Origin of the sequence: Micromonospora sp. NPDC049580 (assembly GCF_040675595.1) — a bacterium.
Classification (GTDB): domain Bacteria; phylum Actinomycetota; class Actinomycetes; order Mycobacteriales; family Micromonosporaceae; genus Micromonospora.
In genome coordinates this window covers 1-26,177 of sequence record NZ_JBFAPG010000026.1, presented here as the reverse complement: position 1 = coordinate 26,177, position 26,177 = coordinate 1, and the positions used below count along the sequence as shown (strand labels likewise).

Below are 26,177 nucleotides of genomic sequence, written 5' to 3'. Positions count from 1 at the left end.
TCCAGACGCTGTGCGAGCTGGTTGGCCACCTGGCCGATCGTGATCGAACTCAGGTGCAGGTCGTCGAGCAGGCGCCGGAGCTCAGCGCGGCGATCGAGCGCGGGCCGGCCGTGGCGCCGCCGTCCACCACCGCCACCGATCCGGTCGGGGTGGGGGAGGAGTCCACCGAGGACCTCATGCGGCGGCTCACCGCCGAGCGCGCCGAGCTGCCGATCGAACTCGTCCGGCCGGACAGCCGCCTGCTCGACGACCTGCACCTGAGTTCGATCACGATCGGCCAGGTGGCCAACCAGCTCGCACAGCGTCTGGAGCTGCCACCGGCGCAGATGCCGCTCAACTTCGCGACCGCCACCGTCCGGGAACTCGCGGCGACGATGGAGACCCTCGCGCGTACGGCCCGGGACAGCGACGCCACCGCCACGCCTGTGGTGGCGGGGGTGGCCGGCTGGGCGCGGCCCTGGCGGCTCGACCTCGACGAGGTGCCGTTGCCGGCGGTTCCCGGCGACGCCACCGCCGCGAACGGTCCGTGGCACGTGCACGCGTCAGCGGAGCACCCGTTCGCCGCGACCCTCGCCGCGGCCCTCGAACAGGCCGGGCTCGGCGGCGGCGTTCTGGTCTGCCTGCCGCCGGACTGCACCGAGGAGCAACTGGAGCTGGCCCTGCGGGGAGCGCAGCAGGCCCTCGCCGCCGGCAGCACCCGCTTCGTCCTGGTCGGGCACGGTCGGGGCGCGGCGGCCATCGCCCGGACGTTGCATCTTGAGGCGCCGTCCGTGCTGGTCACCGTCGTGCACCTGCCGGCCACCACTGACTCGGCTGTGGAGCTGGTGGTGCGGGAGGTCGCCGCGACGACCAGCTTCACCGAGGTGCACTACGACGACGGGGTGCGGCGCGTCCCGACGCTCCGCGCGCTGCCGGTACGCCCCGCGACGGTGGAGGCCCCGCTCGGCGCGGACGACGTGCTGCTGGTGACCGGTGGGGGCAAGGGCATCACTGCCGAGTGCGCCCTCGCCCTGGCCACCGACAGTGGCGCAAGCCTGGCGGTGCTGGGCCGTTCCGACCCCGCCGAGGACGCCGAACTGGCCGCGAACCTGGCCCGGATCGCCACCGCCGGCGTCACCGTGCGGTACGCCCGCGCCGACGTCACCGATGCCGCCGCCGTCCGGCAGGCGGTGCGGGACCTCTCCGCCGAACTCGGGCCGATCACCGGTGTTCTGCACGGCGCCGGCCGCAACGAACCCGCCGGACTGGCGAGCCTGGACCCGGCCGCGTTCCGTCACACCCTGGCACCGAAGGTCGACGGCCTGCGGGCGGTGCTCGACGCGGTCGAGAAGCCTCGGCTCCGGCTGCTCGTGACGCTCGGCAGCATCATCGGCCGGGCGGGGCTGCGGGGCGAAGCGCACTACGCCACCGCCAACGACTGGCTGGCCGAGGAGACCACGGCCTTCTCCCGGGCGTACCCCGAGTGCCGCACCCGATGCCTGGAGTGGTCGGTCTGGTCGGGCGTCGGCATGGGGGAGCGGCTGTCGGTCGTCGAGTCGCTCAGCCGCGAGGGCGTCACGCCCATCACCCCCGACCAGGGCATCGCGATCCTGCGGCGTCTGGTCGCGGACACCACCGCGCCGGTCGTGGTGGTGATCAGCGGCCGCACCGAGGGCATCCACACGGTCCGGTACCACCAGCCGGCGCTGCCGTTGCTGCGCTTCGTCGACCGCGCGCTGATCCGCTACCACCAGGTCGAACTCGTGGTGGAGACGGAACTCAACGTCGGCACCGACCGCTACCTCGAAGATCATGACCTGGACGGCAACCTGCTGTTCCCCGCGGTCTTCGGGATGGAGGCCATGGCGCAGGTGGCCGCGGCCCTCTCCGGCGCCGACGTCCTCCCGGTCATCGAGCGGGCGGAGTTCCTGCGGCCCATCATCGTCGCGCCCCACGGGCACACGAGGATCCGGGTGGCTGCCCTGGTCACCGACGACGACGTCATCGAGGTGGCGATCCGCAGCGAGGAGACCGGCTTCACCGCCGATCACTTCACCGCCCGGCTGCGCCTCGGCGCCGACACGGTGCCCGACGGCCCTCCGGACCAGGTGCCGGACGGTCTCGCGCCGGCCTCGATCGCCCCGCTCGACGACCTGTACGGCGGCACCCTGTTCCAGGGAGGCCGGTTCCAGCGGATCCGGCAGTACCACCGGGCCGCCGCCCGTCACGTGGACGCGATCGTGGAGGCCGACGACTCGACGGCGTGGTTCGCCCCGTACGTCTCCGCGACGCTGCTGCTGGGCGACCCCGGCGTCCGCGACGCGCTCATGCACGGCAACCAGGTGTGCGTACCGGACGCCACGCTGCTGCCCGTCGGCGTGGAACGCATCCACCCCGGCGGGGAGAAGCTGTCGTCCGCCCGCGAGCTGCGGTACTGCGCCACCGAACGCGAGCGCGACGGCGACACGTACGTCTACGACATCGCCCTGCGCACGGAGTCCGGGATGACCGTCGAGCGGTGGGAGGGACTGCGGCTGCGCGCGGTCCGCAAGCAGGACGGCGCCGGCCCGTGGGTGGCGCCGCTGCTCGGCCCCTACCTGGAGCGTGGGCTGGGAGACCTCGGGCTCACCGGCGTCGCCGTCGCCATCGAGCCCGACGCCCCGGCACCCGAGCCGGGCGAGCGCTCCGCCACGCGCCGACGTGACAGCGCCCGCGCCGTCGGGCAGGCGCTCGGGCGGCCGGTCGAGATCACCTACCGGCCGGACGGTCGGCCCGAGGTCGCCGGGGAGCACACCGTCTCGATCGCGCACGGCGCCGGGGTGACGCTGGCCGTCGCCGGGGCGGGCGTCCTGGGCTGCGACCTCGAGAGCGTGGCGCGGCGCAGCCCCGAGGAGTGGAAGGGCCTGCTCGGCCCCCACGCCGGGCTCGCCGAGCAGTTGGCCGGCGACTCGGGCGAGGACGCCGACACCGCCTCGACCCGGGTCTGGACCGCGGTCGAGGCGATGCAGAAGGCCGGCCTGCCGATGCGCGGCCCACTCGTCCTGGGCGGTACGGCCCGTCCCGGCTGGGTGCTCTTCGCCGCCGGCGGCGCTCGGGCCGCCTCGTTCGTCACGAGCCTGCGCGGCAGCGACGGACGAGTCGTCATCACTGTTCTGGCCGGTGCGGAGGGATGAGCATGGAGAGCTACTACGAGCTGCGGCACACCGTCGGGTTCGAGGAGACGAACATCGTCGGCAACGTCTACTACGTCAACTACCTGCGGTGGCAGGGCCGCTGCCGGGAGATGTTCCTGAAGGACCGGGCGCCGGCAGTCCTCGCCGACCTGCAGGACGACCTCAAGCTGTTCACGCTCAAGGTCGAGTGTGAGTTCTTCGCCGAGATCACCGCGTTCGACGAGATCGCCGTCCGGATGCGACTGCTCGAACTGGCCCAGACGCAGCTCGAGTTCGGCTTCGACTATGTGCGTACCGGACCGGCGGGCGAGACACTCGTCGCCCGCGGCGCCCAGCGCGTCGCCTGCATGCGCGGCCCGAACAACCGGACCGTTCCCACCCGGGTCCCGGAAGCGCTCGAACGCGCTCTGGAACCCTACGCCGCCGCCGGGGTCCGGCGATGACGACCTTCGGTACGGAAGAGTTGACGGACCCGGTGCTGATGCGCCGCGTCTGCGGGACCTTCGCCACCGGTGTCACGGTGGTCAGCGTCGGCGGGGACGAGCCGCACGCCATGACCGCGAACTCGTTCAGCGCGGTGTCCCTCGATCCGCCGCTGATCCTGGTGTGTGTCGGCCGGGACGCCCTCATGCACCAGGCGCTCAGCCGGGCCGGCGCGTTCGGCGTCTCCGTGCTGGCCGCCGATCAGGAGGCGGTGGCGCGCTACTACGCCGACCGACGCCGCCCGCTCGGGCAGGAGCAGTTCGAGTTCGCCGAGTGGCGGCCGGGCGCGCGGACGGCGGCGCCGTTGCTCGGCGGCGCCGCCGCCCACATCGAGTGCGAGCTCTGGCGGTCGTACGACGGGGGAGATCACACGATCTTCCTGGGCCGTCCGTGCGGGATGCGCCGGCACGACGACGGCGACGGCGAGGCCCTCGTGTTCCTCGGTGGCCGGTTCCGTCGGCTCGAGAGGACGCCGTCGGCGGTGGTGACGTCATGACCGCCGTCACCCGGTCGGCGCCGTCCCTTCCCGGTCCGTCGCGCGCGTCGGCCGTCAGCATGCTCATCACGATGGGCCGCGACCGCCTCGGCATGATGACGTCGGCGGCCGCCCGCTACGGCGACGTCGCGCTGCTGCCGGTCGGTCCGAAGGAGCTCTACTTCTTCAACCACCCCGACCACGCCAAGCACGTGCTCGCCGACAACGCGGCCAACTACCACAAGGGCATCGGTCTGGTACACGCCCGCCGAGCGCTCGGCGACGGGTTGCTGACCAGCGAGGGTGAGCTGTGGCGCAAGCAGCGCAGGGTGGCGCAGCCGGCGTTCCAGAGCCGGCGCATCGCCCAGCAGGCCGGCATCGTCGCCGAGGAGGCGGCGGCCCTCGTCGGCCGGCTGCGGACGCTCGGCCGCCACGGCCCGGTGGACGTGCTCCAGGAGATGACGGGTCTGACTCTCGGCGTGCTCGGGCGCACGCTGCTCGACACCGACCTCGGGAGGTTCCCGTCGATCGGGCGCGACTTCGCCGTGGTGCAGGACCAGGCCATGTTCGAGCTCGCGTCGTTGAGCGCCGTGCCGCCCTGGGTGCCGCTGCCGCGTCAGGTGCGGTTCCGGCGTGCCCGCCGCCGTCTGCAGACGATCGTGGACCAGCTGGTCGCCGAGCGCGGGAGCCACACCGGTGACCGCGACGACGTGCTGTCGCGGCTCATCGTGTCGGCCCGGGCCGAGCCCGACCCCCGGGTCGGACGGCAGCGGCTGCGCGACGAGCTCGTGACCCTGCTGCTCGCCGGGCACGAGACCACCGCCAGCACGCTGAGCTGGGCGCTCTACCTGCTCGACAGGCATCCCGAGGTGCGCCGCCGGCTGCGGGAAGAGGCGATCGCGGTGCTGGGCGACCGGCTGCCGACCTTCGACGACCTGGGCCGCCTGCGGTACACCGCGATGGTCATCGACGAGGTGGTGCGGCTGTACCCGCCGGTGTGGATCCTGCCCCGCAAGGCGCTCGCCGCCGACGTGGTGGGCGGGTACGCGGTGCCGGCGGGCGCCGACGTGCTGGTCTGCCCCTACACGCTGCACCGGCACCCGGACTTCTGGGACCAGCCCGAACGCTTCGATCCGGAGCGCTTCGACCCGGCCCGCACCACCGACCGCCCGCGGTACGCCTACATCCCGTTCGGTGCGGGGCCGCGGTTCTGCGTCGGGAACCACCTGGGCCTGATGGAGGCCGCATTCGTCCTCGCCGTACTGGCCCGGGACCTGACGCTCACGACTGTCGCCACGCACAACGTCGTACCCGAGCCGATGTTGTCGCTGCGCATACGCGGCGGCCTGCCGATGACCGTGCGTCCGGCGGACTGAGGACACCGCCGGGTGACCGCGGACCGCTGTCACCCACGACCGCACCACCCGAACGCCCGACCCGGCCGGGTCGGGCACCACCCGAGGGGGATCGTTGCCACCGAAACCAGTGGGTCCGCTGCGCAGACTCATTCCCGTCGTCTTCGTCCTGGTACTCGTCGCGGGGCTGTTCACGATCTCGCGGCTGCCGTCCGCATCCGCGGCGGACCGGCGCGCGATGGCGTCGCAGTTCGCGTTCACCGAACTGCCCATCGCCCTGCCGCCGGGTCTGCCGCAGCGCACGATCCGGACGGTGAACCCGAAATACGAGCACATCCGGTCCTGGATCTCGTCGGTCGGCGCCGGAGTGGCGGTCAACGACCTCGACGGGCAGGGCGGCGCCAACGACCTCTGCCTCGTCGACCCCCGCAGCGACAGCGCCATCGTGACTCCGGCGCCCGGCGGTGGCGCCCGCTACGCGCCGTTCGTGCTGGACCCGGCGCCGTTGCCGATGGGACCGGCGATCGCCCCGATGGGCTGCACACCCGGCGACTTCAACGTCGACGGCCGGACGGATCTGCTGGTCGTCTACTGGGGACGGACCCCGGTCGTGTTCCTACAGACCGGAAACGCGGCGAGCCTGAGCCTCGCGTCGTACCACCCGGTCGAGCTGATCCCGCAGCAGCAGACCACCGACGGCCGCTACCGGGGGCCGCTGTGGAACACCAACGCCACAGCGGTCGCGGACTTCGACGGCGACGGCCGGCCCGACATCGGGATCTTCAACTACTTCCCGGACTCCCAGGTGCTCGACGCACAGGGCCTGCCGAACGTGCAGATGAACCACTCCATGTCCCGCGCCCAGAACGCCGGCGGGGCGCACATCCTGCGCTGGACCGCGGCCACCACCGGCGCCGAGCCGAGCGTCACCTACGAGGAGCAGAGCGCGATCGACCCCCGGTACGCCACCGGATGGACGCTCGCGTCGGCCTCCGCCGACCTCGACGGGGATCTGCTGCCCGAGCTGTACCTCGCCAACGACTTCGGCAACGACCGCTTCTTCCACAACGTGTCGGCCCCCGGCCGGATCAGGTTCGCCCTGGCGGAGGGGCAACGCGGCCCGCTGGACCCCAAGTCGCTGGTCGTGGGCCACGACTCGTTCAAGGGGATGGCCGTCGACTTCGCCGATCTGCGCGGCAGCGGCCGGTTCGACGCCTTCGTCAGCAACATCACCGAGTCGTGGGGGCTGGAGGAGAGCAACTTCGTCTGGCAGAACACCGCAGCCAACCCACAGGAGGCGCGGGAACGGCTGTCGAAGGGCATCGCTCCCTTCGAGAACAAGGCATCGGCGAAGAACCTCGCCTGGGTCGGCTGGGGCTGGGACGTCAAGATGGCCGACTTCGACAACAGCGGACGGCTCGTCGTGGTGCAGTCCTGCGGCTTCGTCAAGGGCACGGTCAACCGGTTCAACTGGCTGCAGGAGTTGGCCGCCAGCAACGACCTGATGCTGCGGGAGCCGGACATGTGGCCCAACGCGCAGCCGGGCGACGACATCGCCGGCTCCAACGCGCTGGCGTTCTGGGCACCGGAGGACAACGGCCGCTACGTCGACCTGAGCCCGCAGCTCGGACTCGACGACCGTACCCCGACCCGCGGTGTCGCCGTGGGTGACACCGACGGCGACGGCCGCCAGGACTTCGCGGTGGCACGCCAGTGGGGGCCGCCCGCCTACTACCACAACACCAAGGCGCAGGTCGGCGACTTCCTCGGACTGCGGCTGCACCGGCCCGCGCTCGGCGCCGCCACGGGCAACGATGCCCGCACCCCGGCGTACGGCGCGCAGGCTCGGGTGACCACAGCCGACGGCCGCACCCAGCTCGCCCAGCTCGACGGCGGCGGCGGGCACTCGGGCAAGCGCAGCTTCGACCTGTTCTTCGGCCTCGGTGACCAGGGCAGCGCGCCCGTCACCGTCGAACTGAGCTGGCGCGACCTCGACGGTGTCCAGCATCAGCAGACCCTGCCCCTCTCCGCCGGATGGCACGACCTCACGCTCACCGACCGAGCCCAGGAGCTGACCACACCATGACGGACGTCAAACGCGCCCCGGTGGGCGTGACCACCACGGCCGAGGTCGCCGACGCGACCCGCAACGGCAGCGGGCCGGACCGGGCCCGGGCCGGCGTCGACCGGCGACCGCCCGTACCCCGGGTGGACAAGCGCGACCCCCGCTACCTGGCCCTGCGGAACTTCGCCATCTCCATGTCCATCCTCAACGTGCTCGGCTACACGGTGCTCGGGTTCGAGCAGCCCTGGACCTGGCCGCTGTTCGCCCTGGCGATCGGGTACACGGTCGAGCTCGCGATCGAGGCGGTCGCCGCCCGTTCCCTGGGTCGCCGACCGGCCTACAGCGGCAACGGCGCGTGGGGCGTCTACACGTTCCTGCTGCCGACCCACATCACCGCGCTCGCCGCGAACATGCTGCTGTACGCCAACGACCTGTTCTGGCCGATCGCCTTCGCCGTGGTCGTGGCCGTCGGTCAGAAGGCGGTGCTGCAGGCCCCGATCGCCGGACGCATGCGGCACTTCATGAACCCGTCGAACTTCGGCATCACCATCACGCTGCTCGCGTTCTCCTGGGTCAACGTCGCGCCGCCGTACCACTTCACGGAGAACGTGCCCGACGTCTTCCGGATGTTCATCCCGATGGTGGTGCTCACCGCGGGCACGATCCTCAACGCGATGCTCACGAAGAAGGTCGCGCTGATCGTGGGCTGGGTCGGCGGCTTCGTCATCCAGGCCCTGATCCGGCACTTCGTCTGGGACGTACAGCTCTGGTCGGCGCTGAGCATCATGACCGGGGTGGCGTTCGTGCTGTTCACCAACTACATGATCACCGATCCGGGCACCACGCCCTCCAAGCCCCGCTTCCAGTTCATGTTCGGCGCCTCGGTGGCCATGGTGTACGGCGTCCTGATGCTGTTCAACGTCGTCTACACCCTGTTCTTCGCGGTCACGATCGTGTGCCTGGCACGGGGTCTGTTCTGGTGGGGCAGGTGGCTCGCCGAGCGGCGGGGCGCCCGCACCGCGGTGCAGCCGGTGCCACCGCCAGCGGCGGTGGAGCTGCCGATCGCCCGCTGACCGATCCGCGTGGCCCGGCCGGCCGTCCACCCCAGGCGGAGATCCGCAGTGCGAGGACGGCCCGGCCGGGCCACGGACGGAGAGCCAGTCAGCGCATCCTGCCGTCGCAGAATTCGAGAGAGGCTGTCATGACCGCCACCCAACGACCGGCCGTGCCGAACGCGGCCACCCCGACGCCGGCACGCTCGGACCGGCGCGGCGCGCTGATCGTGGGCAGTGTGCTCGCGGGAATCGCGCTGTCCCTGCTCTGGTCGTACCAGTTCGTCGACCAGACGATCGGCGACAACGTCGCCAACACCCTGCTGGGCCACGACGCGAAGGCGACCGCGATCGGCGGCACCGCGGCGGGCCTGCTGTTCGCGTTCGTCTCGGGCCTGGCGGGCACGTTCACGGCCTGCAACATCGCCATGGCCGCCTCGATCGGGCCGATGACACACGCCGGCGCCGGCGGCACACCGGCGGCGGGGCTGCGCTTCATGCTCCGGCCGGTGGGCCTGCTGGCGCTGGGCATGGTCGTCGTCTCCGCCACGTACGGCTTCGTCGGAGTCCTGCTTGGCGACTCGCTGCCGCAGCTGTCGACGGCGACGACCGCCGGTGGCATGCCCGTACGACTCGTGCAGTCGGTGGTGGTCTTCGGTCTGATCGGTCTCGCGTTCATCTACCTCGGTCTCGCGGCCCTCGACAAGGTCCCCGATCCGTTCGCGCGCCGCCCGTTCGCCCGCGTCTTCGTGCTCGGCATGCTGGTCGGCGCCTTCCTGATCGGCCGGCCGTACCCGTTGTTCCACAAGCTCTTCCAGTGGGCCGCCGACAACGGAAACCCCCTGTACGGGTCGGCCGCCTTCGTGTTGCAGTCGCTGGGCAACATCGCGATCGTGGGCATCCTGTTCGCACTCGTCGTCCTCGCCACCCGCGGAGGGCTGATCCGCTGGCTGTCCGCGCGACCGGCACGCACCCTCGCGGTCACCGGGTCGCTGCTGCTCGCGCTGGGCGTCTTCACCCTCGTCTACTGGACCGTCCGGGTGCCGGCGATGTTCGGCTACGGCTGGTTCCCAACGATGCCCTACAACTGAGCGCGGGTGTCGGCGTCGTTCGGCGGTGACAGGATCTCGATGTACCCGTCGGTGCCGTGCACCCGGATCCGCTGCCCGTCGCGGATCAGCCTGGTCGCGTCCGCCACCCCGACGACGGCGGGCAGGCCGTACTCCCGGGCGATGACCGCCCCGTGGGTCATGAGGCCGCCCACCTCGGTCACCAGGCCCTGGACCGCGACGAACAGGGGTGACCAGCTCGGGTCCGTGTAGGAGGTGACCAGGATGTCGCCGGGTTCCAGCTCGGCCTCGGCGATGTCCAGCAGGACGCGGGCTCGGCCCTCGACGATCCCGCCGGAGACCGGGAGGCCGGCCAGCGCGCCGGCCGGCACATTGTCGCGCCGGTACGACCCGGCGATGGCCTCACCCTCGGAGGTGAGCACCCGGGGCGGCGTGAGCGTACGGTGCCACCGGAACGCGTCCCTCCGCCGCTGGATGAGGTGGTCGTCGACCTGGTGCGTCCGCACGACGTCGCGCAGCTCGGAGAAGGTGAGATAGAAGATGTCGTCCCGGTCGCGGAGCACGCCGTCCCGCACGAGGCGCTCGGCCTCCGGAAGCAGGGCCTGCTTGTAGACGAAGTAGCGGCTGATGATGGCGTACTTCGGATACTCCCGGTACCCGATGAAGGTGCGGACCCGGTCGATCATCCGCGTGGTCTCGTCGGCCTTCCGGTCCCCGTCCGGCAGGGCCCGCAGCCGCTCCAGCAGCGCCTCGCGCTTCTGCTGCGCCTCCTGAAGCCCCTGCGCGAAGCGCCGCCCGGCGGCGCCCGGTTCGAGGAGCCTGATGTTGTCGAGGATCAGGGGTACGAGCGTGGTGGGGCGTTCGCTCCAACGCGGTCTGGTGATGTCGATCTCGCCAACGCACCGCATGCCGTACCGGTCGAGGTAGGCCCGGATGGCGTCGCGCACCTCGGTCCCGCCCGCGAGCCTCGGCAGCTCGTCGAGGAAGCCGTCGTCCTCGACGTCCCGCAGGAAGGCCACCACCTCCGGATGCGGTCGGATGACGTCCGCGACGTCGAGCAGTGCCAGGCCCATCTCCGACGTGATGTTGCCCGGGGCGGACAGCGTGAGGGTGTCGGCGGCGTTCTTCTCGCCCAGCCATTCGGACAGCTGCTCGTTGAGCCACCAGGTGGCCTCCATCCCCGCCATGATCGCCTGCATGCTCAAGGGATCACTGAGGATCCGCTTGTGCTCCTCGAACGCCTTGGGCAGGAAGTCGAACAGCGCCGTCCCCGTCACCGTCGCGATGTCGTGCCGCAGGGCGGCGAGAGACGCCTCGCTGCGCTCGATCAGCTCGGTGACGATCGCCGGATCGTTCTCGATCGGGGCGGGCGTGCCGCCGACGGGCGGGCCGCTGGGACCGCCGTCCGGGAGCGTCGGAACGAAGTCGGGGCGGGCGAGGACGGTCTCCAGCGCGTCCCTGGTCAACGGATCGGACCTCTCCGCCATGCGGAGGAAGCCGGCACGGCTCGCGGGCGCTGCCAGCAGCCGGGTGGCGTCGACGAACAGCCTCCCGCCGGCCTCGTGCATCGGCGCCATGGCCGTCAGCTGCCACATGGAGAGCCCCAACGGCTTCATGGCGTCGGTCATCATCTGCTGATGCCCGACGGAGAGGTAGACGTGGTTCTCCCGGTCCTGGGCCGCCGGGACGGGGAACAGCGTCGTGATCGGGCGGCTCTGCACGATCGCGACGTCACCGTCGACCAGGCACCATTCGATGTCCTGCGGGTGGCCGAAGTGCGCTTCGATCCGCCGGCCCACGTCCACCAGCCGCAGGACCTGCGCGTCCGTCAGCGCCGGCTGCTCCTGTCGTTCCGGGCTGATCGCCTGTCTCGTGGTCCCGCCGGCCGGCAGCGCCTCGATGGCGAGACGCTTGCTGGCGATCGTCCGGTCGATGATCGCGCCGTCGCGCACCCGGTAGGAGTCCGGGTTCACCAGCCCGGAGACCAGGGCTTCGCCGAGGCCGAAGCTGGCCTCCACGGACGCGACCTTCCGGTTGGACGTGACGGGGTCGGCCGTGAAGAGGACGCCGGCCGCCTGCGGAAACACCATCTTCTGCACGACAACGGCCAGGTGGACCGCCCGGTGGTCGGTGTCGTTGCGCTGACGGTAGGTGACCGCCCGCTCGGTGAAGAGCGAGGCCCAGCACCGGCTGACGTGCGTGCGAATCGCCGCCGGACCCCTGACGTTCAGGTACGTGTCCTGCTGGCCCGCGAAGGAGGCCGTCGCCAGGTCCTCCGCCGTGGCGCTGGATCGGACGGCGTAGGCAGCTTCCTCGCCGTGCTGGCTGAGCGCCCGGCTGATGGCCGCCGCCACGTCGTCGGGCAGGGCAACCCCTTCGATGGCCCGGCGGATCTGGGCGCTGAGGTCGCGGACCGCCTCCCGGTCGTCCGGCTTCAGGCGCGACAGGTGGTCGAGCTGATCGTCGATCGAGGGCACCTCGGCCATGACCCGTCGGAAGGCGTCCGTCGTCACGCAGAAGCCAGCCGGTACGCGGATGCCGTCAATCCGCGACAACGCCCCCAGACGGGCGCCCTTGCCGCCGACGATCGCGACCTGCGTCTCGTCGACCTCGTCGAGATCTCGCACATACTGGTCGATCATCGCGCCCCGTTTCTTCGTCCGTTCCGGTGTCCGGCGGACGATTCTGCGGCAAGACCCGGGTCTTGCGGCAAGACCCCCGTTGCGATATACGTTAAAGTTGGAGCGGATAGCAGTGGTGTTCTTCCCGCTGTGAATGGAATCGTTCCGCTGATTCGTGCCTGGTTCCGCCCTTGCGGCAGGCCGTCCGGCACGTCCCCGTCGGCCCTGCACGCGCCGCACGATCCCCGTCGAAGCGCCCCGCGGCAGCGCGGCGCACCCCGTCGCCGGCGCACGGCGCCGCGTCGACGCTGCACCGGGTGTCGAACCCGACCGGGCGAGCACGCGAGAGGAGATCGTCATGGCAGCGACCGCGCAGATCCTGTTCGTTCAGGGCGCTGGCGCCGGCACGCACGACGAGTGGGACAACAGGTTGGTCGACAGCCTGCGGTGCGAGCTCGGGGACTCGTACGAGGTTCGTTACCCGCGGATGCCCGACGAGGGCGACCCGAGCTACGCCACCTGGAGCGCCGCCATCCGGCGGGAGATCGCGGCACTGGACGACGGCGCCGTCGTCGTGGGCCATTCGGTGGGCGGGGCGATCCTCGTCCACGCGCTCGCCGAGCGGCCACCCGAGCGGGAGCTCGCGATGATCGTGCTGATCGCCGCCCCGTTCGTCGGCGCGGGCGGCTGGCCCGGCGACGAGTTCGAGCTGCCGCACGACCTCGGTGCCCGGCTGCCGCGTGGCGTACCGGTGCGGGTGTTTCACGGGCTCCAGGACGAGACGGCGCCGCCGTCGCACGCGGACCTGTACGCGGGCGTGCTCCCGCAGGCGCGGGTGTACCGGCTGCCGGGGCGCGATCACCAGCTGAACGACGACCTCGGTGACGTGGCGAAGGTGATCAGGCTTGACACGTCTGGCTAATTGCATTAGCTTAAAGCTAACGCAATTAGCCGAACATGGAGGATCCCATGACCGAGTACCTGACCGTCGATGGCGGCACCCTGGCGTACGAGGTGACCGGCGCCTCCGGGCCGCTCGTCGTTCTCGCCCACGGCATGGGTGACAGCCGCGAGGCGTACCGCTTCGTCGTGCCGCGCCTGGTGGCCGCCGGCTACCGGGTGACCGCCGTCGACCTGCGGGGTTGCGGCGAGTCGAGCGCGCAGTGGCCCTCCTACAGCCGCACCGACATCGCCGGCGATCTGCTCGCGGTGATCCGCCACCTCGGCGGTCCGGCCGTGTTGGTCGGCCACTCGATCTCCGGCGGGGCCGCCACCATCGCCGCCGCCCAGGCGCCCGAGCTGATCACCGGCATCGTCGAACTGACCCCCTTCACCCGCAAGCAGTCGATCAAGCTGGGCGACCTGCGGGTCGCCCGCTACCGCAAGGGCATGGCCCGGCTGCTCGGCACCGGCCTGCTGGGCAGCGTGCCCCTCTGGCGCAGTTACCTCGACATCGCCTACCCGGCGAAAAAGCCGGCCGACTGGGCCGCTCGCACGGCCCGGATCGACGCCATGATGCGCGAGCCCGGCCGGATGGCGGCGATGCGCAAGATGGGCCAGTCGGCGCCGGTCGACGCCGGGGCGCAGCTGGGTAACGTCCGCTGCCCGGCCCTGATCGTCGAGGGATCGCTCGACCCGGACTGGGCCGACCCGCGAGCCGAGGGGGAGGCGATCGTGGCCGCGCTGCCGGCCGGGTTGGGTCGCCTCGAGGTCATCGAGGGCGCGGGTCACTACCCGCACGTGCAGTACCCCGACGAGACGGCGGCCCTGCTGCTCGCCTTCCTGGCCACGAACGCCCGCGCCTAGGGTCAACGCCCGCCTAGGGTCCTGAGCCCGCCTAGGGTCCTCGGCCCGCCCTGGTCAGGCCAGCAGCTGTTCCCGCATCCGCGCGCCCAGGTTGATCCGTCCCACCGCGCGCGGGCCGGCCGGATCGTGCACGTCCACTGTGTTGTTGCGACGCATCAGCGCACGGATCGGAGGTGGCAACCGGGGCGGGTCGTCCATCGCGGCGAGGATCTGCGCGGCGCTCGTGATCAGTCGATCGACGAAGGCGGCGGCGTCGGTGTCCACCCGCACCCGGCCGTACTCCCAGCCGGCGGTGGTGAGGTCGAGCACCTCGAACACATGGGTCACCAGCGGGTTCGGGTCGGTCACCCGATCGAGCCGGGCCGCCCGGCCGCCGACCACCGCGACGGCGGCGGCCACCTGGGCGTACGGGTGGAAGCCGCACGGCAACGCGAACAGCGGCCACCGCAGGCCGGGACCGGCCTCCATCCACAGCGGCCGGTAGTTGCGCCGGTGCACCAGGAGCCGCCGGCCCGTCCGCCGGTGGATGTCCTGCGCCTGCGCCCGCAGATCCACGTGTGCCTCGTCGGCGACCTGGCTCAGAATCCGGGCCGCCACCACCAGGCCGTCGTCGCCGCCCAGCATTCCGGTGGCCGCTTCGACCTGCGCGGGAAACGGGTTCCGGGAGTGCGCGCCGTATCCGTGCTGGAGGTCTCGCAGCAGCGCCTGCTGCCGCCCCGGGTCGAGCTGGACCCGCCCGCCGCCCAGCAACCGCTGGAGCCAACGCATGTCGCCTCGTTTCAGCAGAGCCGTCCCGAACCGTGGCAATGTTATGCGTCGGACGTTCCCCGCGTGCCGCAGGGGTGAGCATGGAGCGGCGTGCGCCGGCCGGGCGACACGCGGGTTGGTGCCCGCGACCGCGCCCGGCCGGCCCCGTCTACCGTGGCGGGTCGCTCAACTGCGGCTCCACCGCTGGCTGGCTGCGCCGTTGCAGTCCCAGATCTGGGTGCGTGTGCCATTCGCCGTACCGTTGCCCACCAGGTCCAGGCAGCGGCCCGAGGCGACCGCCGTGATCGAACCGTCGGCGTTGAAGCGCCACTGTTGGTTCGCCTGGCCGTGACAGTCCCAGATGATCACCGATGTTCCGTTGGCGGTGCCGGCGTTGTAGACGTCGAGGCACTTGCCTCCGTAGACCCGCAGCTCCTGAGCGCTGGTCGAGGTCCAGGACTGATTGGCCTGGCCGTGGCAGTCCCAGATGATGGTCGTGGCGCCGTTGGTCTGGGACGCGCCGTTGACGTCCAGGCACCGGCCGGCGGACGTGCTGCGGATCGTCGACGTCGTGCTCGGTGGGGGAGTGCTCGGTGGGGGAGTGCCGCCGCCGGTGACCAGGAACATGGCGGCGCCGTGCGCCGGCACCGACGCGCTGATCGTGCCGGTGGACGTCGCGGTCGTGTGGGACCACAGGTCACGTACGGCGTACGAGCCGGCGCTGCCGAGCCCGAGCGCGCTGGCCGTGGTGGAGATCGTGGTCGTGCCGCTGCCGCGGTTGAGCAGCACTGTGGCCACCCCGCCGGTGGACATCGGCTTGCGCCAGACCTCCAGGTCGCCGGAGTCACTGATCTTGCGGCCCTGCTGACCGCCCCAGTCCTGGTTGACGGCGATCACGTCGGTGTTGGTCAGGATCGTGCGGGTGGCCGCCGACATGGTGCGGATGTCGTTGCCCGCCAGCAGCGGGGCGTTCAGCAACGCCCACAGGCTGAAGTGGGCCCGGGACTCGGTGTCGGTGGGGCCGTTGCCGACCTCCAGCATGTCCGGGTCGTTCCACGCGCCGGGTCGGGCGTACGACTCCTTGCCGACCTGCTGGTCGAGGATGCTCATGATGGAGTTCCAGTTCCCACCGATGTCGCCGGTGGTACGCCAGGAGTTGCCCACCCCCGCGCCCCAGGTCCAGACGCTGTCCTGTCCCCAACTGCACAGGCTGTAGAGGATCGGCCGATTGGTGGCCGCGAGCGCGTCCCGCATGGCGGTGTAGCGCTGCTGCGCGCTCCGACCGAGGTGGTCGCCGCAGTTGTCGTACTTGAGGTAGTCGATCCCCCAGGATGCCCAGAGGTTGGCGTCGCGTTGCTCGTAGTTGATGCTGGCCGGGTACCCGGCGCAGGTGAGGGTGCCGGCTGAGGAGTAGATGCCGAGCTTGAGGCCCTTGTCGTGGACGTAGTCGGCGAGAGCCTTGATGCCGCTCGGGAACTTCTGCGGATCGGCGACCAGGTCGCCGCTGGCGTTGCGCTGTTTGGTGGACCAGCAGTCGTCGATGTTGACGTAGCGGTATCCGGCCGCGGCCATGCCGCTGGAGACCAGCGCGTCGGCCGTCTGCCGGATGAGCGTCTCGTTGACGTTGCACCCGAACGCGTTCCAGTCGTTCCAGCCCATCTGTGGCGTGCGGGCCAGCCCGTTCTCCAACGCCTGCGCGGGTCGGGTGGTGGTGAGCACCACCGCGCCGCTGACCACCGCGGTGCCGAGGGCGGCCGCGAGGAGCGCGGGGAGCAGTAGGGCGATTCTTCGTCTGAGCACGTGCACTCCTCGCGGGTGATTGGCGGCGAGGGCCGGCTGCCGGTCCACAGGAGCCAGGGATATAGATCACTGCCAATTTAACCCGTACGACATATGACGTCAACGCCGCCGGCATCCGGCGCGGACCTCGAAGGGTCGGAGCCTGTCGCACAGCCCCCCTGACCCACATCGTGGGAAGGTATTTAGTGAGGGTCATCTATATTGACGCCAGCTCGGCGGCGGCGACAGGATCTCGGCACCACCACCACCGCGATCTCCCCTGGGAGGCGTCATGCCCCGTCCCCGCCTGCCGCTCCTGCGGGCAGCCACCCGACTCGCCGCGCTCGCCGCGGCCACCGCCGGTGTGCTGCTCGCCGTCGCCACACCCGCCAGCGCCGCGGTCCCCACCGGCCGCTACGTCGCGCTCGGCGACTCGTACACCGCCGGTCCGCTGATCCCCACCCAGGTCGACCTCAACTGCCTCCGTTCGAACCGCAACTATCCCTCGCTGGTGGCCGCGTCCGCCGGCTCGACGTCGTTCGCTGACGTGAGCTGCTCCGGCGCCACGACCGACGACATCCTCTACGGCGGCAGCGGCGAACTGGGCATCAACGTGCCACCGCAGCTCAACGCGGTCACGTCGAGCACGGCGCTGGTGACGGTGCAGATCGGCGGCAACGACATCGGCTTCTCCGGCATCATCAGCGAATGCGCCGAGGCGAGCCTCAGCAGTCCGCTCGGCTCACCGTGCAAGAACCGGTACACCGCCGGCGGCACCGACCAGCTACAGGCTCGGATCGCGGCCACCGTGCCGAAGGTGACGACCACGCTGCAGGCGATCCGTCGGGCCGCGCCGAGCGCGCGGATCGTGGTGCTCGGATATCCGGCGATCCTGCCCGACAGCGGATACGGCTGCTGGCCCGTCGTCCCGATCGCCTACCAGGACGTGCCGTACCTGCGCGGTATCGAGAAGTCGCTCAACGCCATGCTGGCCAGCGCCGCCGGGGCGAACGGCGCCACCTACGCCGACGTCTACACGCCGTCGATCGGTCGGGACGCGTGCAAGGGCAGCGGCACCCGATGGGTCGAGGGGTTGGTGCCGCAGAACTCGGCCGCGCCCTTCCACCCGAACGCGCGCGGTGAGCAGGGCATGAGCAGCGCGCTGCTCGCCACCCTGAACAGCTGACCGAGCAGGATCGCTCGCGCCGGCCCCGTCACGCGAAGACGGCGGGGCCGGCAGTCGAAGCTGAGCCGGGACGACCGGCGCCCAGTGGTCCGCGTCGCGCCGCTGGCGACATACGTCTGAAAAAGGGGCGTCGAGCGGAAGACGTCACCGCTGTCGGCGGGCGTTGAGCCGGGCGGCCTGGCGCGTCAGGTGGTCGCGTTCGGCGAGGTTGGGGGCCTGGTGGGCCGCCTCGACGTACAGGCGGGCCGCCGTCGCGAGCTGGCCGTCGCGCTCGTGCAGGTACGCCGCCACCGCCGTGTGACGGGGCAGCGAGTCGTCCAACGCCGCGAGCGCCGCCAGACCGGCCCGGGCGCCGTCGGCCTCACCCACGGCCACCGCGCGGTTGAGCCGGACGACCGGGCTGTCGGTCAGGCGTGCCAGCTCGTCGTACCACTCGACGATCTGCACCCAGTCGGTCTCCTCGGCGGTGGGCGCGTCGGCGTGCAGCGCCGCGATGGCGGCCTGGGCCTGAAAATCGCCCAGCCGGTCGCGGGCGAGGGCCGCCTGGAGGATGTCGACACCCTCGGCGATGACGGCGGTGTCCCACCGGCTGCGGTCCTGCACGGCGAGCGGCACCAGGCTGCCGTCGGACGCGGTCCGGCTGGCGCGGCGGGCGTGGTGCAGCAGCATGAGGGCGAGCAGCCCCGCCACCTCGGGATGGTCGATGGCGGCCGCGAGCTGCCGGGTGAGCCGGATGGCCTCGGCCGCGAGGTCGACGTCGCCGGTGTAGCCCTCGTTGAAGACCAGATAGAGGACGCGCAACACGGTGGCGACGTCGCCGGGCTGGTCGAACCGCACGGTGGAGACGGTGCGTTTGGCCCGGCTGATGCGTTGCGCCATGGTCGCCTCGGGCACCAGGTAGGCGTCGGCGATCTGACGGGTGGTCAGCCCGCCGACGGCGCGTAACGTGAGCGCGACGGCGGACGACGGCGTCAGCGACGGGTGGGCGCAGAGAAAGTAGAGCTGGAGGTTGTCGTCCACCGCCGGCGTGGGCCCCGGCGCCGGCTCGGAGTCGACCAGGTCCTCACGACGGCGACGGGCAGCGTCCGTTCTCGTGGTGTCGAGGAACCGGCGCCAGGCCACGGTGATCAGCCAACCCTTCGGGTCCCGCGGCGGGTCGGCCGGCCAGACGCGGATGGCCTCGACCAGCGCGTCCTGCACGGCGTCCTCGGCCGCCGCGAAGTCAGCTCGGCGGCGGACGAGGACGCCGAGCACGCCCGGCGTGAGGCTCCGGAGCAGTGCGTCGTTCATCGCCGAGGTCATTCGGCGATGGTGGGGGGCTCGGTCAGGGACGGAGCCGCGCGCCGTTTCTCGACATGGCCGCCAAGAGAACTTTTGCGGCTCACGGGCGGAGGGCGGCGTCCGGCCGCCGGGAACCGGGCGGCCCGGTGCTGCCCCGCACGACCAGCGCGGTGCCGAGCTCGTACCGCTCCTGGGGCAGGGAATGGCCGTCGGCCAGCGCCAACGCGAGCCGGGCAGCGGTGGCCCCGATCTCGCTGAACGGCTGTCGCACCGTGGTGAGCGGTGGCGTGGTCCAGGTCGCCTGGTCCACGTCGTCGAAGCCGACGACGCTGAGGTCGTCGGGGATTCGCAGACCGGCCTCGTGGGCCGCCGCATAGACGCCGAGCGCCTGGAGGTCGTTGCCGCAGACGACGGCGGTGGGCGGTTCGGCCAGGGTCAGCAACTCACGGCCGAGGTCACGGCCGTCCTCGAAGCTGAAGACTCCGCGTCGTTCGAGGCTGCCGTCGAACGGAACGCCGGCATGGTCCAGCGCGGCTCGGAAGCCGTCCAGGCGAGCCCGCGCGGACAGGTCCTGCTGCGGCCCGGTGACCACTCCGATCCGTCGGTGGCCGAGGTCGAGCAGGTGCCGGGTGGCGGCCAGGGCGCCGCTCCAGTTGTTCGACCCGACGGCAGGCGTGGGGAACAGCTCGCCGACCGGATCGATGGCCACGAGCGGGATGCCCATGGCGGTCAGCTGTCTGCCATGCTCGGCGGTGACCAGGGAGCAGACCGCGATGACGGCGGTGGGCTGCCGCAGCAGCAGGGGCTCCATCCAGGGCAGTCCCGCCGCCACCCGATGGCGGATGTCGATGAAGCCGACCGTGCAGTCCCGGGAGCCGGCGACCTCCTGGATCCCCCGCAGGATCTCCAGGGCGATCGAGGACAGCATCTGGTGAAAGAGCACCTCGATGCAGAGGGTTCTCGCGGCGGTCTCCGGCCGGCGGTAGCCATGGTCCCGCAGCAGGGCCTCCACCCGCTGCCGGGTCTGCTCGCCCACCCCGGCGCGGCCGTTGAGAACCTTGGAGACCGTGGGAGGGGACACCCCGGCGAGCTCGGCGATCGTGGCGATGGGCAGGTCACCGCGCCGGGGCTTGCGGGGGTGGTGCCGCCGGCTCTCCTCGATCACACGGGGAGTCTACGGTGATCCGTCGATGGCGAGCCGGTCCGCGCTCAGTCGATCGGCCGCGCTGCCGGGCGGTAGTCGAACCAGTCGAAGGCGGCGCTGTCCTCGGTCACGTACATGCCGATGACCCGGCCGGTGAAGCCGGCGGCGACCTCGGTGGACAGGTAGCGCCCGTCGAGCTCGGCCAGCAGGACGCGGCCCCCGGAGGTCTCCACCTCGAACGAGATCATGTCGGAGGTGGCGGGGCGTACACCGAAGGGTTCGTCCGCGGCCGCCAGGTCCGCCGCGGAGGTCACGGTCGGCGGGTAGAGGTCGTCGGTCCGGGTGGCGATCGTCAGGACCAGCGGGCCAGCGGGTACGTCGAGGGACGCGAAGACCTGCCGGAACGGCCCGACCCGGCCGACGACGCGGACGCTGCCGGCGCGGACCTCCAGGTCGTAGTGGTGCGCCTCGTCGATTCGGATGGTGAGCCCGGCCGTGCCGCTGCCCGGATCCACCCGGGTGCCGGCACGGCAGTCATGGTGGCGCTGGCGCGTCGCCACGATCGTCGCGCCGGCGCGGTCCAGCGTCGTACCGGTGGCGTGCAGGGTGAGCCATCCGGGCCGCTCGGTCAGCGACCAGGCCGCGTCGGGGCGGGAGCGGGGCGAGATCCAGCCGGGCGCGAGGGCGGTCGCGTCGAAGTCGTCGTGGTAGGTGACCGGGCCGGGCGGGGCCGCGAGGGCCGGTGCGCTGCCGGCGGGTGCGGCGGTGACCTCCCGGACGACGTCCACGACGGGCCACCCGCCGTCCCAGCGAACCGGTACCAGGAACGTCTCGCGTCCGAGCACGTGGAAGGGCGGCCACTGGCCCTTCGCCCGGATGCCGAGAAGGACCATCCACCAGCTGCCGTCCGCGGCCTGCACCAGATCCGCGTGCCCGGCGGCCTGTACGGGCAGGTTGGTGCTGCGGTGCGTGAGGATGGGGTTGGTCGGTGCGGGCTCGAAGGGCCCCCGTGGGCTGCGTGAGCGGGCGACCGAGACGGCGTGGCCGGTGTGCGTGCCGCCCTCGGAGAGCAGCAGGTACCACCAGTCGCCGATCCGGTAGAGGTGCGGCGCCTCCGGGTACTGGCCGCCGGTGCCCGACCAGAGCGGAATCGGCCCCTCCAGCACCTGCCCCTTGTCCGGGTCGATCCGGTAGGCGTCCACTCCGGAGGTCGTCAGCCAGCAGGTGCCGTCGTCGTCCCAGGCCAGGGACGGGTCGACGTGGGGGAGGTCGAGGTAGACCGGCTCGGACCACGGGCCGGTGGGATCCTCCGTGGTGACGATGAGGTGTCGGCCCAGGCTGACGTTGGTGGTGATCACCCAGAACCGGCCGTCGTGGTGGCGGATGGTCGGCGCGAAGATGCCGCGGGACGCGTCGGCGTCCGGCGGGATCTCCAGCTGGCTGGGACGGTCGAGGACGTTGCCGATCTGTCGCCAGTTCACCAGGTCCCGACTGTGCAGGAGCGGTACCCCCGGGAAGTACTCGAAGCTGGAGCAGGCCAGGTAGTAGTCCTCGCCGACCCGGCAGACACTCGGATCGGGGTAGAAGCCGGGGACGACCGGGTTGTGGTAGCCCGAGACGGCCGGCGTGCCTGCGGACACTGGCGCCACCTCCTGCGGGGTGCATACCCTGATGCCACCAAATGTTCGCGATAACATCGTCTGCCCTGGATGCTACGAAGATGGCGTCGGGATGGCAACCCGGTCCGAGCGTCGGGGCGGGGCGGCCGGCCCGCGACCCCGGCGGGACGCTGGCGGGAAACATGGCCGACACCTCTTGACGAGCGGCACTGCCATCTACGAAGGTCTATTGAGAGAGAGGTGACGCGCCGTCGGGAGCTCGGCGCGTCGGTCCCGGCTGTGAACGTTGCTGCAGGGTGCGAACGGGCGGCACCTGTTAACGCTAACACCAGGGTGCCCCACCACACGTCTCGCACGAGACCTCGAACGGCGCGCTGGCCGTGGGCATGTCCACGACATTCGACTTCCTCGGCGGTGGCCCGGCACGGGCGCCGTCCTTCCCCCTCCTGCGCCTCTGAACTGCGCTGATTGGAGAGACCATGCCTGAAGTGACACGAAGGAACGTGCTCAGGGCCGATGCGGCGGGCGCCGGAGCCGCGCTGCTGCCAGTCGCGTGGTCCGCCGTCGCCCGCGCCGGCTCGGTGGCGCCGCCGCAGGTGCTCGCCGCCGGCGACCTGGCCCTCTGGTACGACGGACCCGCGGGCACCGACTGGCTGCGGGCGCTGCCGATCGGCAACGGCCGGCTGGGCGCGATGGTGTTCGGCAACGTCGACACCGAACGACTCCAGCTCAACGAGGACACCATCTGGGCCGGCGGCCCGTACGACTCGGCCAACACCCGGGGGGCGGCCAACCTGGCCGAGATCCGGCGGCGGGTCTTCGCGGACCAGTGGACCCAGGCGCAGGACCTCATCAACCAGACGATGATGGGAACCCCGGGCGGCCAGCTCGCCTACCAGCCGGTGGGCAACCTCCGACTCGCCTTCGGTTCCGCCAGCGGGGCGTCGCAGTACAACCGGACGCTCGACCTCACCACCGCCACCGTCACCACGACGTACGTGCTGAACGGTGTCCGGTACCAGCGTGAGGTGTTCGCCAGCGCACCCGATGCGGTGATCGTGCTCCGGCTGACCGCCGACCGCGCCAACTCGATCACGTTCAACGCCACCTTCGACAGCCCGCAGCGGACGACGATGTCGAGCCCCGACGCCACCACGATCGCCGTCGACGGCATCTCCGGCGCCATGGAGGGTGTCAACGGGTCGGTGCGCTTCCTCGCCCTGGCCCAGGCCGTCGCGACCGGCGGCACGGTCAGCAGCTCCGGGGGCACCCTGCGCGTCTCCGGCGCCACGAGCGTGACCGTCCTGATCTCGATCGGTTCGAGCTATGTCAACTACCGCACGGTCAACGGTGACTACCAGGGCATCGCGCGCAGCCGTCTCGCCGCGGCCCGTGGCGTGGGCGTCGACCAGCTGCGCGGTCGCCATCTCGCCGACTACCAGGCCCTGTTCAACCGGGTGACCATCGACCTGGGTCGTACGGCCGCCGCCGATCAGCCGACCGACGTGCGGATCGCCCAGCACGCGAGCACCAACGACCCGCAGTTCTCCGCCCTGCTGTTCCAGTATGGCCGCTACCTGCTGATCTCCTCGTCGCGGCCGGGCACCCAGCCGGCGAACCTCCAGGGCATCTGGAACGACTCCATGACGCCGCCCTGGGACTCGAAGTACACCATCAACGCCAACCTGCCGATGAACTACTGGCCCGCCGACACGACGAACCTGGCCGAGTGCTTCCTGCCGGTCTTCGACATGATCAAGGACCTCACGGTGACCGGTGCGCGCGTCGCCCAGGCGCAGTACGGCGCCGGCGGCTGGGTCACCCACCACAACACCGACGGGTGGCGCGGCGCCTCGGTCGTCGACGGGGCGCTGTGGGGCATGTGGCAGACCGGCGGGGCCTGGCTGTCCACCCTCATCTGGGAGCACTACCTGTTCACCGGCGACACCGGCTTCCTGTCGGCCAACTACCCGGCCCTCAAGGGCGCCGCCCAGTTCTTCCTCGACACCCTGGTGGCCCACCCGACGCTCGGCTACCTGGTCACGAACCCGTCGAACTCGCCCGAGCTGCCGCACCACTCGAACGCCAGTGTCTGCGCGGGCCCCACCATGGACAACCAGATCCTGCGGGACCTGTTCGACGCGGTCGCCCGCGCCAGCGAGGTGCTGGGCGTCGACACGACGTTCCGCTCCCAGGTGCGCACGGCCCGGGACCGGCTGGCGCCCACGAAGGTCGGCTCGCGCGGCAACGTCCAGGAGTGGCTCGCCGACTGGGTCGAGACCGAGCGGAACCACCGGCACGTCTCGCACCTGTACGGCCTGCATCCCAGCAACCAGATCACCAGGCGCGGCACCCCGCAGCTCTACGAGGCCGCGCGCCGGACGCTGGAGCTGCGCGGTGACGACGGCACCGGCTGGTCCCTCGCCTGGAAGATCAATTACTGGGCTCGGCTGGAGGACGGCGCCCGCGCCCACAAGCTCCTGAAGGACCTCGTGCGGACCGACCGGCTCGCGCCGAACATGTTCGACCTGCACCCACCGTTCCAGATCGACGGCAACTTCGGTGCGACCTCCGGCATCGCCGAGATGGTGCTGCACAGCCACACCGGCGAGCTGCACCTGCTGCCGGCGCTGCCGAGCGCCTGGCCCACCGGCCAGGTCGCGGGGCTACGCGCTCGCGGCGGATACACCGTCGGCGTGGCCTGGACCAGCGGGCAGGCCGACGAGATCAGCGTCCGCGCCGACCGTGACGGCACCGTACGACTCCGGGGCCGGCTCTTCACCGGTTCCTTCACCCTCGACGACGTCACCGACGGCAGCACGCCCACCACCACCCGGCCGGAGACGGATGTCGTCCAATTCGCCGTCCGCGCCGGGCACACCTACCGCGCCGCGCGGCCCGGTGTGACACCGTCGCCGACGCTGAGCAGCACGCCCACGCCCACCGTCACTCCGACCCTGAGCCCGACGCCGACGCCGACGCCGACCGTGACGAGCACGCCGTCGCCGTCCGGTGCGCGGGCCACGTACACGGTGACGAGTTCGTGGTCGGGCGGCTTCCAGGGCGAGGTCACCGTGACCGCCGGCGCGGCCCCGATCCGTGGCTGGACCGTCTCCTGGACGTTCCCCAACGGGCAGGTGATCAGCCAGATCTGGAGCGGCGCCCACACGCAGAGCGGCGCGAACGTGCGGGTGACGAACGTCGACTACAACGGGTCGCTGCCGGCGGGCGGCTCGACGACGTTCGGCTTCATCGCCTCCGCGACCGGCGTCAACAACCCGCCGACCGACCTCACCTGCACGACGACCTGACCCGGCGCGTCCTGCGCCTGCGCTTCAGCCCGCCGTCGGCCCGGTGCCGGTGGCGGGCTGGGGCGGCCGGCGTGCGCGTCGCGTCGTCCCGGACCGTCGGCTACCGCCCTCGCTCGCCCGTGGGCCTCGCCTGCCTTCGCCACCGATAATGACGCCACACGGCGACCGCGCACGCCACGGCGACGAGCAGCGCCGCGGTGCCCTTCCACGCACGCTCGAACCACGGGCGGTCGGTGCCGAACGCCGCTTCGCCGGCGACCATGAGCCACAGCCCCGTCCACGCCCACTGCCAGCCGCGTGGCCAGGAGAAGGAGTCGGGCGGGTCGGCGAACGCGCCAGCCACGACGAACGCGGCGCCGACGACGGCGATCAGCGGTACGCCGATGCGCGAGACGACCTCCCAGAGCGACACGGACCGATCATCGCCGGTGGGCGCAAGCGCCAGCGTCGCCGCGGGCCGGCGGGCGTGCGGACGGGACCCGGTCCGCCGACCGCGAGCCACCCGATCGCGGCGGTGCTCAGGAGACCGCCGCGCGTACCAGCTCGATGACCCTCTTCTCCACCTCGGGGCTCCACGTCCGCAGCGCGTACGCCACCGGCCAGATATCTCCGTCGTCGAGGTTGGCCGTGTCCTGGAAGCCCAGGGTCGAGTAGCGGTAGTTGAACTTGCCGGAGTCCTGGAAGAAGACGACGATCTTGTCGGCCGCGTTCGCGTAGGCGGGCATCCCGTACCAGGTCTTCGGCGTCAGTTCGGGGGCGGCGGCGGTCACCGCCACGTGCACGCGCTCGGCGAGCGCGCGGTCGTCGGGCGCCATCTGCGCGATCCGGTCGAGGACCGCCTGCAACCCGTCGGCCCTCTTGGCGCCCTTCTTGCCCTCGGCGCGCAGCTCGGCCGCACGCTCCTTCATCGCGGCGCGCTCCTCGGCGCTGAAGCCGTCGGACTCGGTCGTGGAGGTCTTCGCGGACATGTCGGGCTCCCTCTCGATGTTTTCCGGCCCGGCGTGGTGCCGGCTACCTGGGCAAAGGCTAGG

General features: G+C 71.6%; 19 protein-coding genes. 11 read left to right on the top strand and 8 right to left on the bottom strand.

The features are described from left to right. The 7 genes from AB0J68_RS04405 to AB0J68_RS04375 all read left to right on the top strand — a co-directional run. Positions 1-3,152, top strand: a 3,152-nt coding sequence (locus tag AB0J68_RS04405; RefSeq protein WP_363936080.1) for an SDR family oxidoreductase, incomplete at its 5' end; no start/stop codon positions are given. Between the two features lie 2 nt (positions 3,153-3,154). After that, on the top strand, positions 3,155-3,595 hold the full coding sequence (locus tag AB0J68_RS04400) for an acyl-CoA thioesterase (RefSeq protein WP_354856233.1): 441 nt from the start codon (positions 3,155-3,157) through the stop codon (positions 3,593-3,595). Then, positions 3,592-4,131 carry a flavin reductase family protein gene (locus AB0J68_RS04395; RefSeq protein ID WP_355068024.1) on the top strand — a complete coding sequence of 180 codons (540 nt, stop codon included), beginning with the start codon at positions 3,592-3,594 and terminating at the stop codon, positions 4,129-4,131. Before AB0J68_RS04400 ends, AB0J68_RS04395 begins: the two co-directional genes overlap by 4 nt. Further along, a complete protein-coding gene (locus AB0J68_RS04390; RefSeq protein ID WP_355139890.1) occupies positions 4,128-5,486 on the top strand; it encodes a cytochrome P450 in 1,359 nt (452 codons plus the stop codon). Before AB0J68_RS04395 ends, AB0J68_RS04390 begins: the two co-directional genes overlap by 4 nt. Before the next feature lie 94 nt (positions 5,487-5,580). Then, positions 5,581-7,551: a CRTAC1 family protein gene (locus AB0J68_RS04385; RefSeq protein ID WP_363936076.1), complete on the top strand. Its 1,971-nt coding sequence runs from the start codon at positions 5,581-5,583 to the stop codon at positions 7,549-7,551. Further along, positions 7,548-8,603 (top strand): enediyne biosynthesis protein, encoded by a 1,056-nt coding sequence (locus tag AB0J68_RS04380; protein ID WP_354856202.1) that lies wholly within the window; start codon positions 7,548-7,550, stop codon positions 8,601-8,603. Before AB0J68_RS04385 ends, AB0J68_RS04380 begins: the two co-directional genes overlap by 4 nt. Positions 8,604-8,731: 128 nt before the next feature. Beyond that, the gene (locus AB0J68_RS04375; RefSeq protein ID WP_354856201.1) at positions 8,732-9,673 is read left to right on the top strand and encodes a hypothetical protein; all 942 of its coding nucleotides are present in this window, start codon (positions 8,732-8,734) and stop codon (positions 9,671-9,673) included. On the opposite strand, the gene rph is transcribed toward AB0J68_RS04375, so the two are convergent. Next, a complete protein-coding gene (gene rph / locus AB0J68_RS04370) occupies positions 9,664-12,294 on the bottom strand; it encodes a rifamycin-inactivating phosphotransferase (protein ID WP_363936073.1) in 2,631 nt (876 codons plus the stop codon). The two genes, AB0J68_RS04375 and rph, sit on opposite strands and share 10 nt — an antisense overlap. A 337-nt stretch (positions 12,295-12,631) precedes the next feature. Here rph and AB0J68_RS04365 point away from each other — a divergent pair, with 337 nt between their 5' ends. Both AB0J68_RS04365 and AB0J68_RS04360 read left to right on the top strand, forming a co-directional pair. After that, on the top strand, positions 12,632-13,195 hold the full coding sequence (locus AB0J68_RS04365; RefSeq protein WP_354856199.1) for an alpha/beta fold hydrolase: 564 nt from the start codon (positions 12,632-12,634) through the stop codon (positions 13,193-13,195). A gap of 47 nt (positions 13,196-13,242) precedes the next feature. Beyond that, positions 13,243-14,079: an alpha/beta hydrolase gene (locus AB0J68_RS04360; protein WP_354856198.1), complete on the top strand. Its 837-nt coding sequence runs from the start codon at positions 13,243-13,245 to the stop codon at positions 14,077-14,079. Between the two features lie 54 nt (positions 14,080-14,133). On the opposite strand, the gene AB0J68_RS04355 is transcribed toward AB0J68_RS04360, so the two are convergent. After that, positions 14,134-14,847, bottom strand: coding sequence for a hypothetical protein (locus tag AB0J68_RS04355; RefSeq protein ID WP_354856197.1), 714 nt, complete (start codon positions 14,845-14,847; stop codon positions 14,134-14,136). Positions 14,848-15,012: 165 nt separating this feature from the next. Then, positions 15,013-16,626 (bottom strand): ricin-type beta-trefoil lectin domain protein, encoded by a 1,614-nt coding sequence (locus tag AB0J68_RS04350; protein ID WP_354856196.1) that lies wholly within the window; start codon positions 16,624-16,626, stop codon positions 15,013-15,015. Between the two features lie 271 nt (positions 16,627-16,897). Here AB0J68_RS04350 and AB0J68_RS04345 point away from each other — a divergent pair, with 271 nt between their 5' ends. Continuing rightward, positions 16,898-17,791, top strand: coding sequence for an SGNH/GDSL hydrolase family protein (locus AB0J68_RS04345; protein ID WP_354856195.1), 894 nt, complete (start codon positions 16,898-16,900; stop codon positions 17,789-17,791). 144 nt (positions 17,792-17,935) lie between these two features. Here AB0J68_RS04345 and AB0J68_RS04340 read toward each other — a convergent pair whose 3' ends face one another. The 3 genes from AB0J68_RS04340 to AB0J68_RS04330 all read right to left on the bottom strand — a co-directional run bounded on the left by AB0J68_RS04340 (position 17,936) and on the right by AB0J68_RS04330 (position 21,856). Further along, on the bottom strand, positions 17,936-19,081 hold the full coding sequence (locus tag AB0J68_RS04340; RefSeq protein WP_363936082.1) for a DUF6596 domain-containing protein: 1,146 nt from the start codon (positions 19,079-19,081) through the stop codon (positions 17,936-17,938). 91 nt (positions 19,082-19,172) lie between these two features. Beyond that, the gene (locus tag AB0J68_RS04335; RefSeq protein ID WP_354856194.1) at positions 19,173-20,237 is read right to left on the bottom strand and encodes a LacI family DNA-binding transcriptional regulator; all 1,065 of its coding nucleotides are present in this window, start codon (positions 20,235-20,237) and stop codon (positions 19,173-19,175) included. A 44-nt stretch (positions 20,238-20,281) separates the two neighbouring features. Further along, complete coding sequence (locus AB0J68_RS04330) at positions 20,282-21,856, bottom strand: glycoside hydrolase family 43 protein (protein ID WP_363936067.1); 1,575 nt, start codon at positions 21,854-21,856, stop codon at positions 20,282-20,284. 458 nt (positions 21,857-22,314) lie between these two features. Between AB0J68_RS04330 and AB0J68_RS04325 the strand changes: the two genes are divergently transcribed. Further along, a complete protein-coding gene (locus tag AB0J68_RS04325) occupies positions 22,315-25,146 on the top strand; it encodes a glycoside hydrolase N-terminal domain-containing protein (protein WP_363936066.1) in 2,832 nt (943 codons plus the stop codon). Positions 25,147-25,246: 100 nt separating this feature from the next. Here the strand turns inward: AB0J68_RS04325 and AB0J68_RS04320 are convergent, their stop codons facing one another. Together AB0J68_RS04320 and AB0J68_RS04315 are read right to left on the bottom strand one after the other, a co-directional pair. Continuing rightward, positions 25,247-25,558, bottom strand: coding sequence for a hypothetical protein (locus AB0J68_RS04320; protein ID WP_363936064.1), 312 nt, complete (start codon positions 25,556-25,558; stop codon positions 25,247-25,249). Positions 25,559-25,664: 106 nt separating this feature from the next. Next, positions 25,665-26,114 carry a hypothetical protein gene (locus AB0J68_RS04315; protein WP_354856190.1) on the bottom strand — a complete coding sequence of 150 codons (450 nt, stop codon included), beginning with the start codon at positions 26,112-26,114 and terminating at the stop codon, positions 25,665-25,667. Between the last annotated feature and the right edge of the window lie 63 nt (positions 26,115-26,177).

Bases quoted from the DNA above. Each gene is read 5' to 3' on its own strand.
- AB0J68_RS04375 (WP_354856201.1), top strand. From the start codon at position 8,732: ATGACCGCCACCCAACGACCGGCCGTGCCGAACGCGGCCACCCCGACG.
- AB0J68_RS04315 (WP_354856190.1), bottom strand. From the start codon at position 26,114: ATGTCCGCGAAGACCTCCACGACCGAGTCCGACGGCTTCAGCGCCGAG.
- AB0J68_RS04345 (WP_354856195.1), top strand. From the start codon at position 16,898: ATGCCCCGTCCCCGCCTGCCGCTCCTGCGGGCAGCCACCCGACTCGCC.
- AB0J68_RS04340 (WP_363936082.1), bottom strand. From the start codon at position 19,081: ATGAACGACGCACTGCTCCGGAGCCTCACGCCGGGCGTGCTCGGCGTC.
- AB0J68_RS04360 (WP_354856198.1), top strand. From the start codon at position 13,243: ATGACCGAGTACCTGACCGTCGATGGCGGCACCCTGGCGTACGAGGTG.
- AB0J68_RS04365 (WP_354856199.1), top strand. From the start codon at position 12,632: ATGGCAGCGACCGCGCAGATCCTGTTCGTTCAGGGCGCTGGCGCCGGC.
- AB0J68_RS04400 (WP_354856233.1), top strand. From the start codon at position 3,155: ATGGAGAGCTACTACGAGCTGCGGCACACCGTCGGGTTCGAGGAGACG.
- AB0J68_RS04380 (WP_354856202.1), top strand. From the start codon at position 7,548: ATGACGGACGTCAAACGCGCCCCGGTGGGCGTGACCACCACGGCCGAG.
- AB0J68_RS04355 (WP_354856197.1), bottom strand. From the start codon at position 14,847: ATGCGTTGGCTCCAGCGGTTGCTGGGCGGCGGGCGGGTCCAGCTCGAC.
- AB0J68_RS04395 (WP_355068024.1), top strand. From the start codon at position 3,592: ATGACGACCTTCGGTACGGAAGAGTTGACGGACCCGGTGCTGATGCGC.
- rph (WP_363936073.1), bottom strand. From the start codon at position 12,294: ATGATCGACCAGTATGTGCGAGATCTCGACGAGGTCGACGAGACGCAG.
- AB0J68_RS04390 (WP_355139890.1), top strand. From the start codon at position 4,128: ATGACCGCCGTCACCCGGTCGGCGCCGTCCCTTCCCGGTCCGTCGCGC.
- AB0J68_RS04325 (WP_363936066.1), top strand. From the start codon at position 22,315: ATGCCTGAAGTGACACGAAGGAACGTGCTCAGGGCCGATGCGGCGGGC.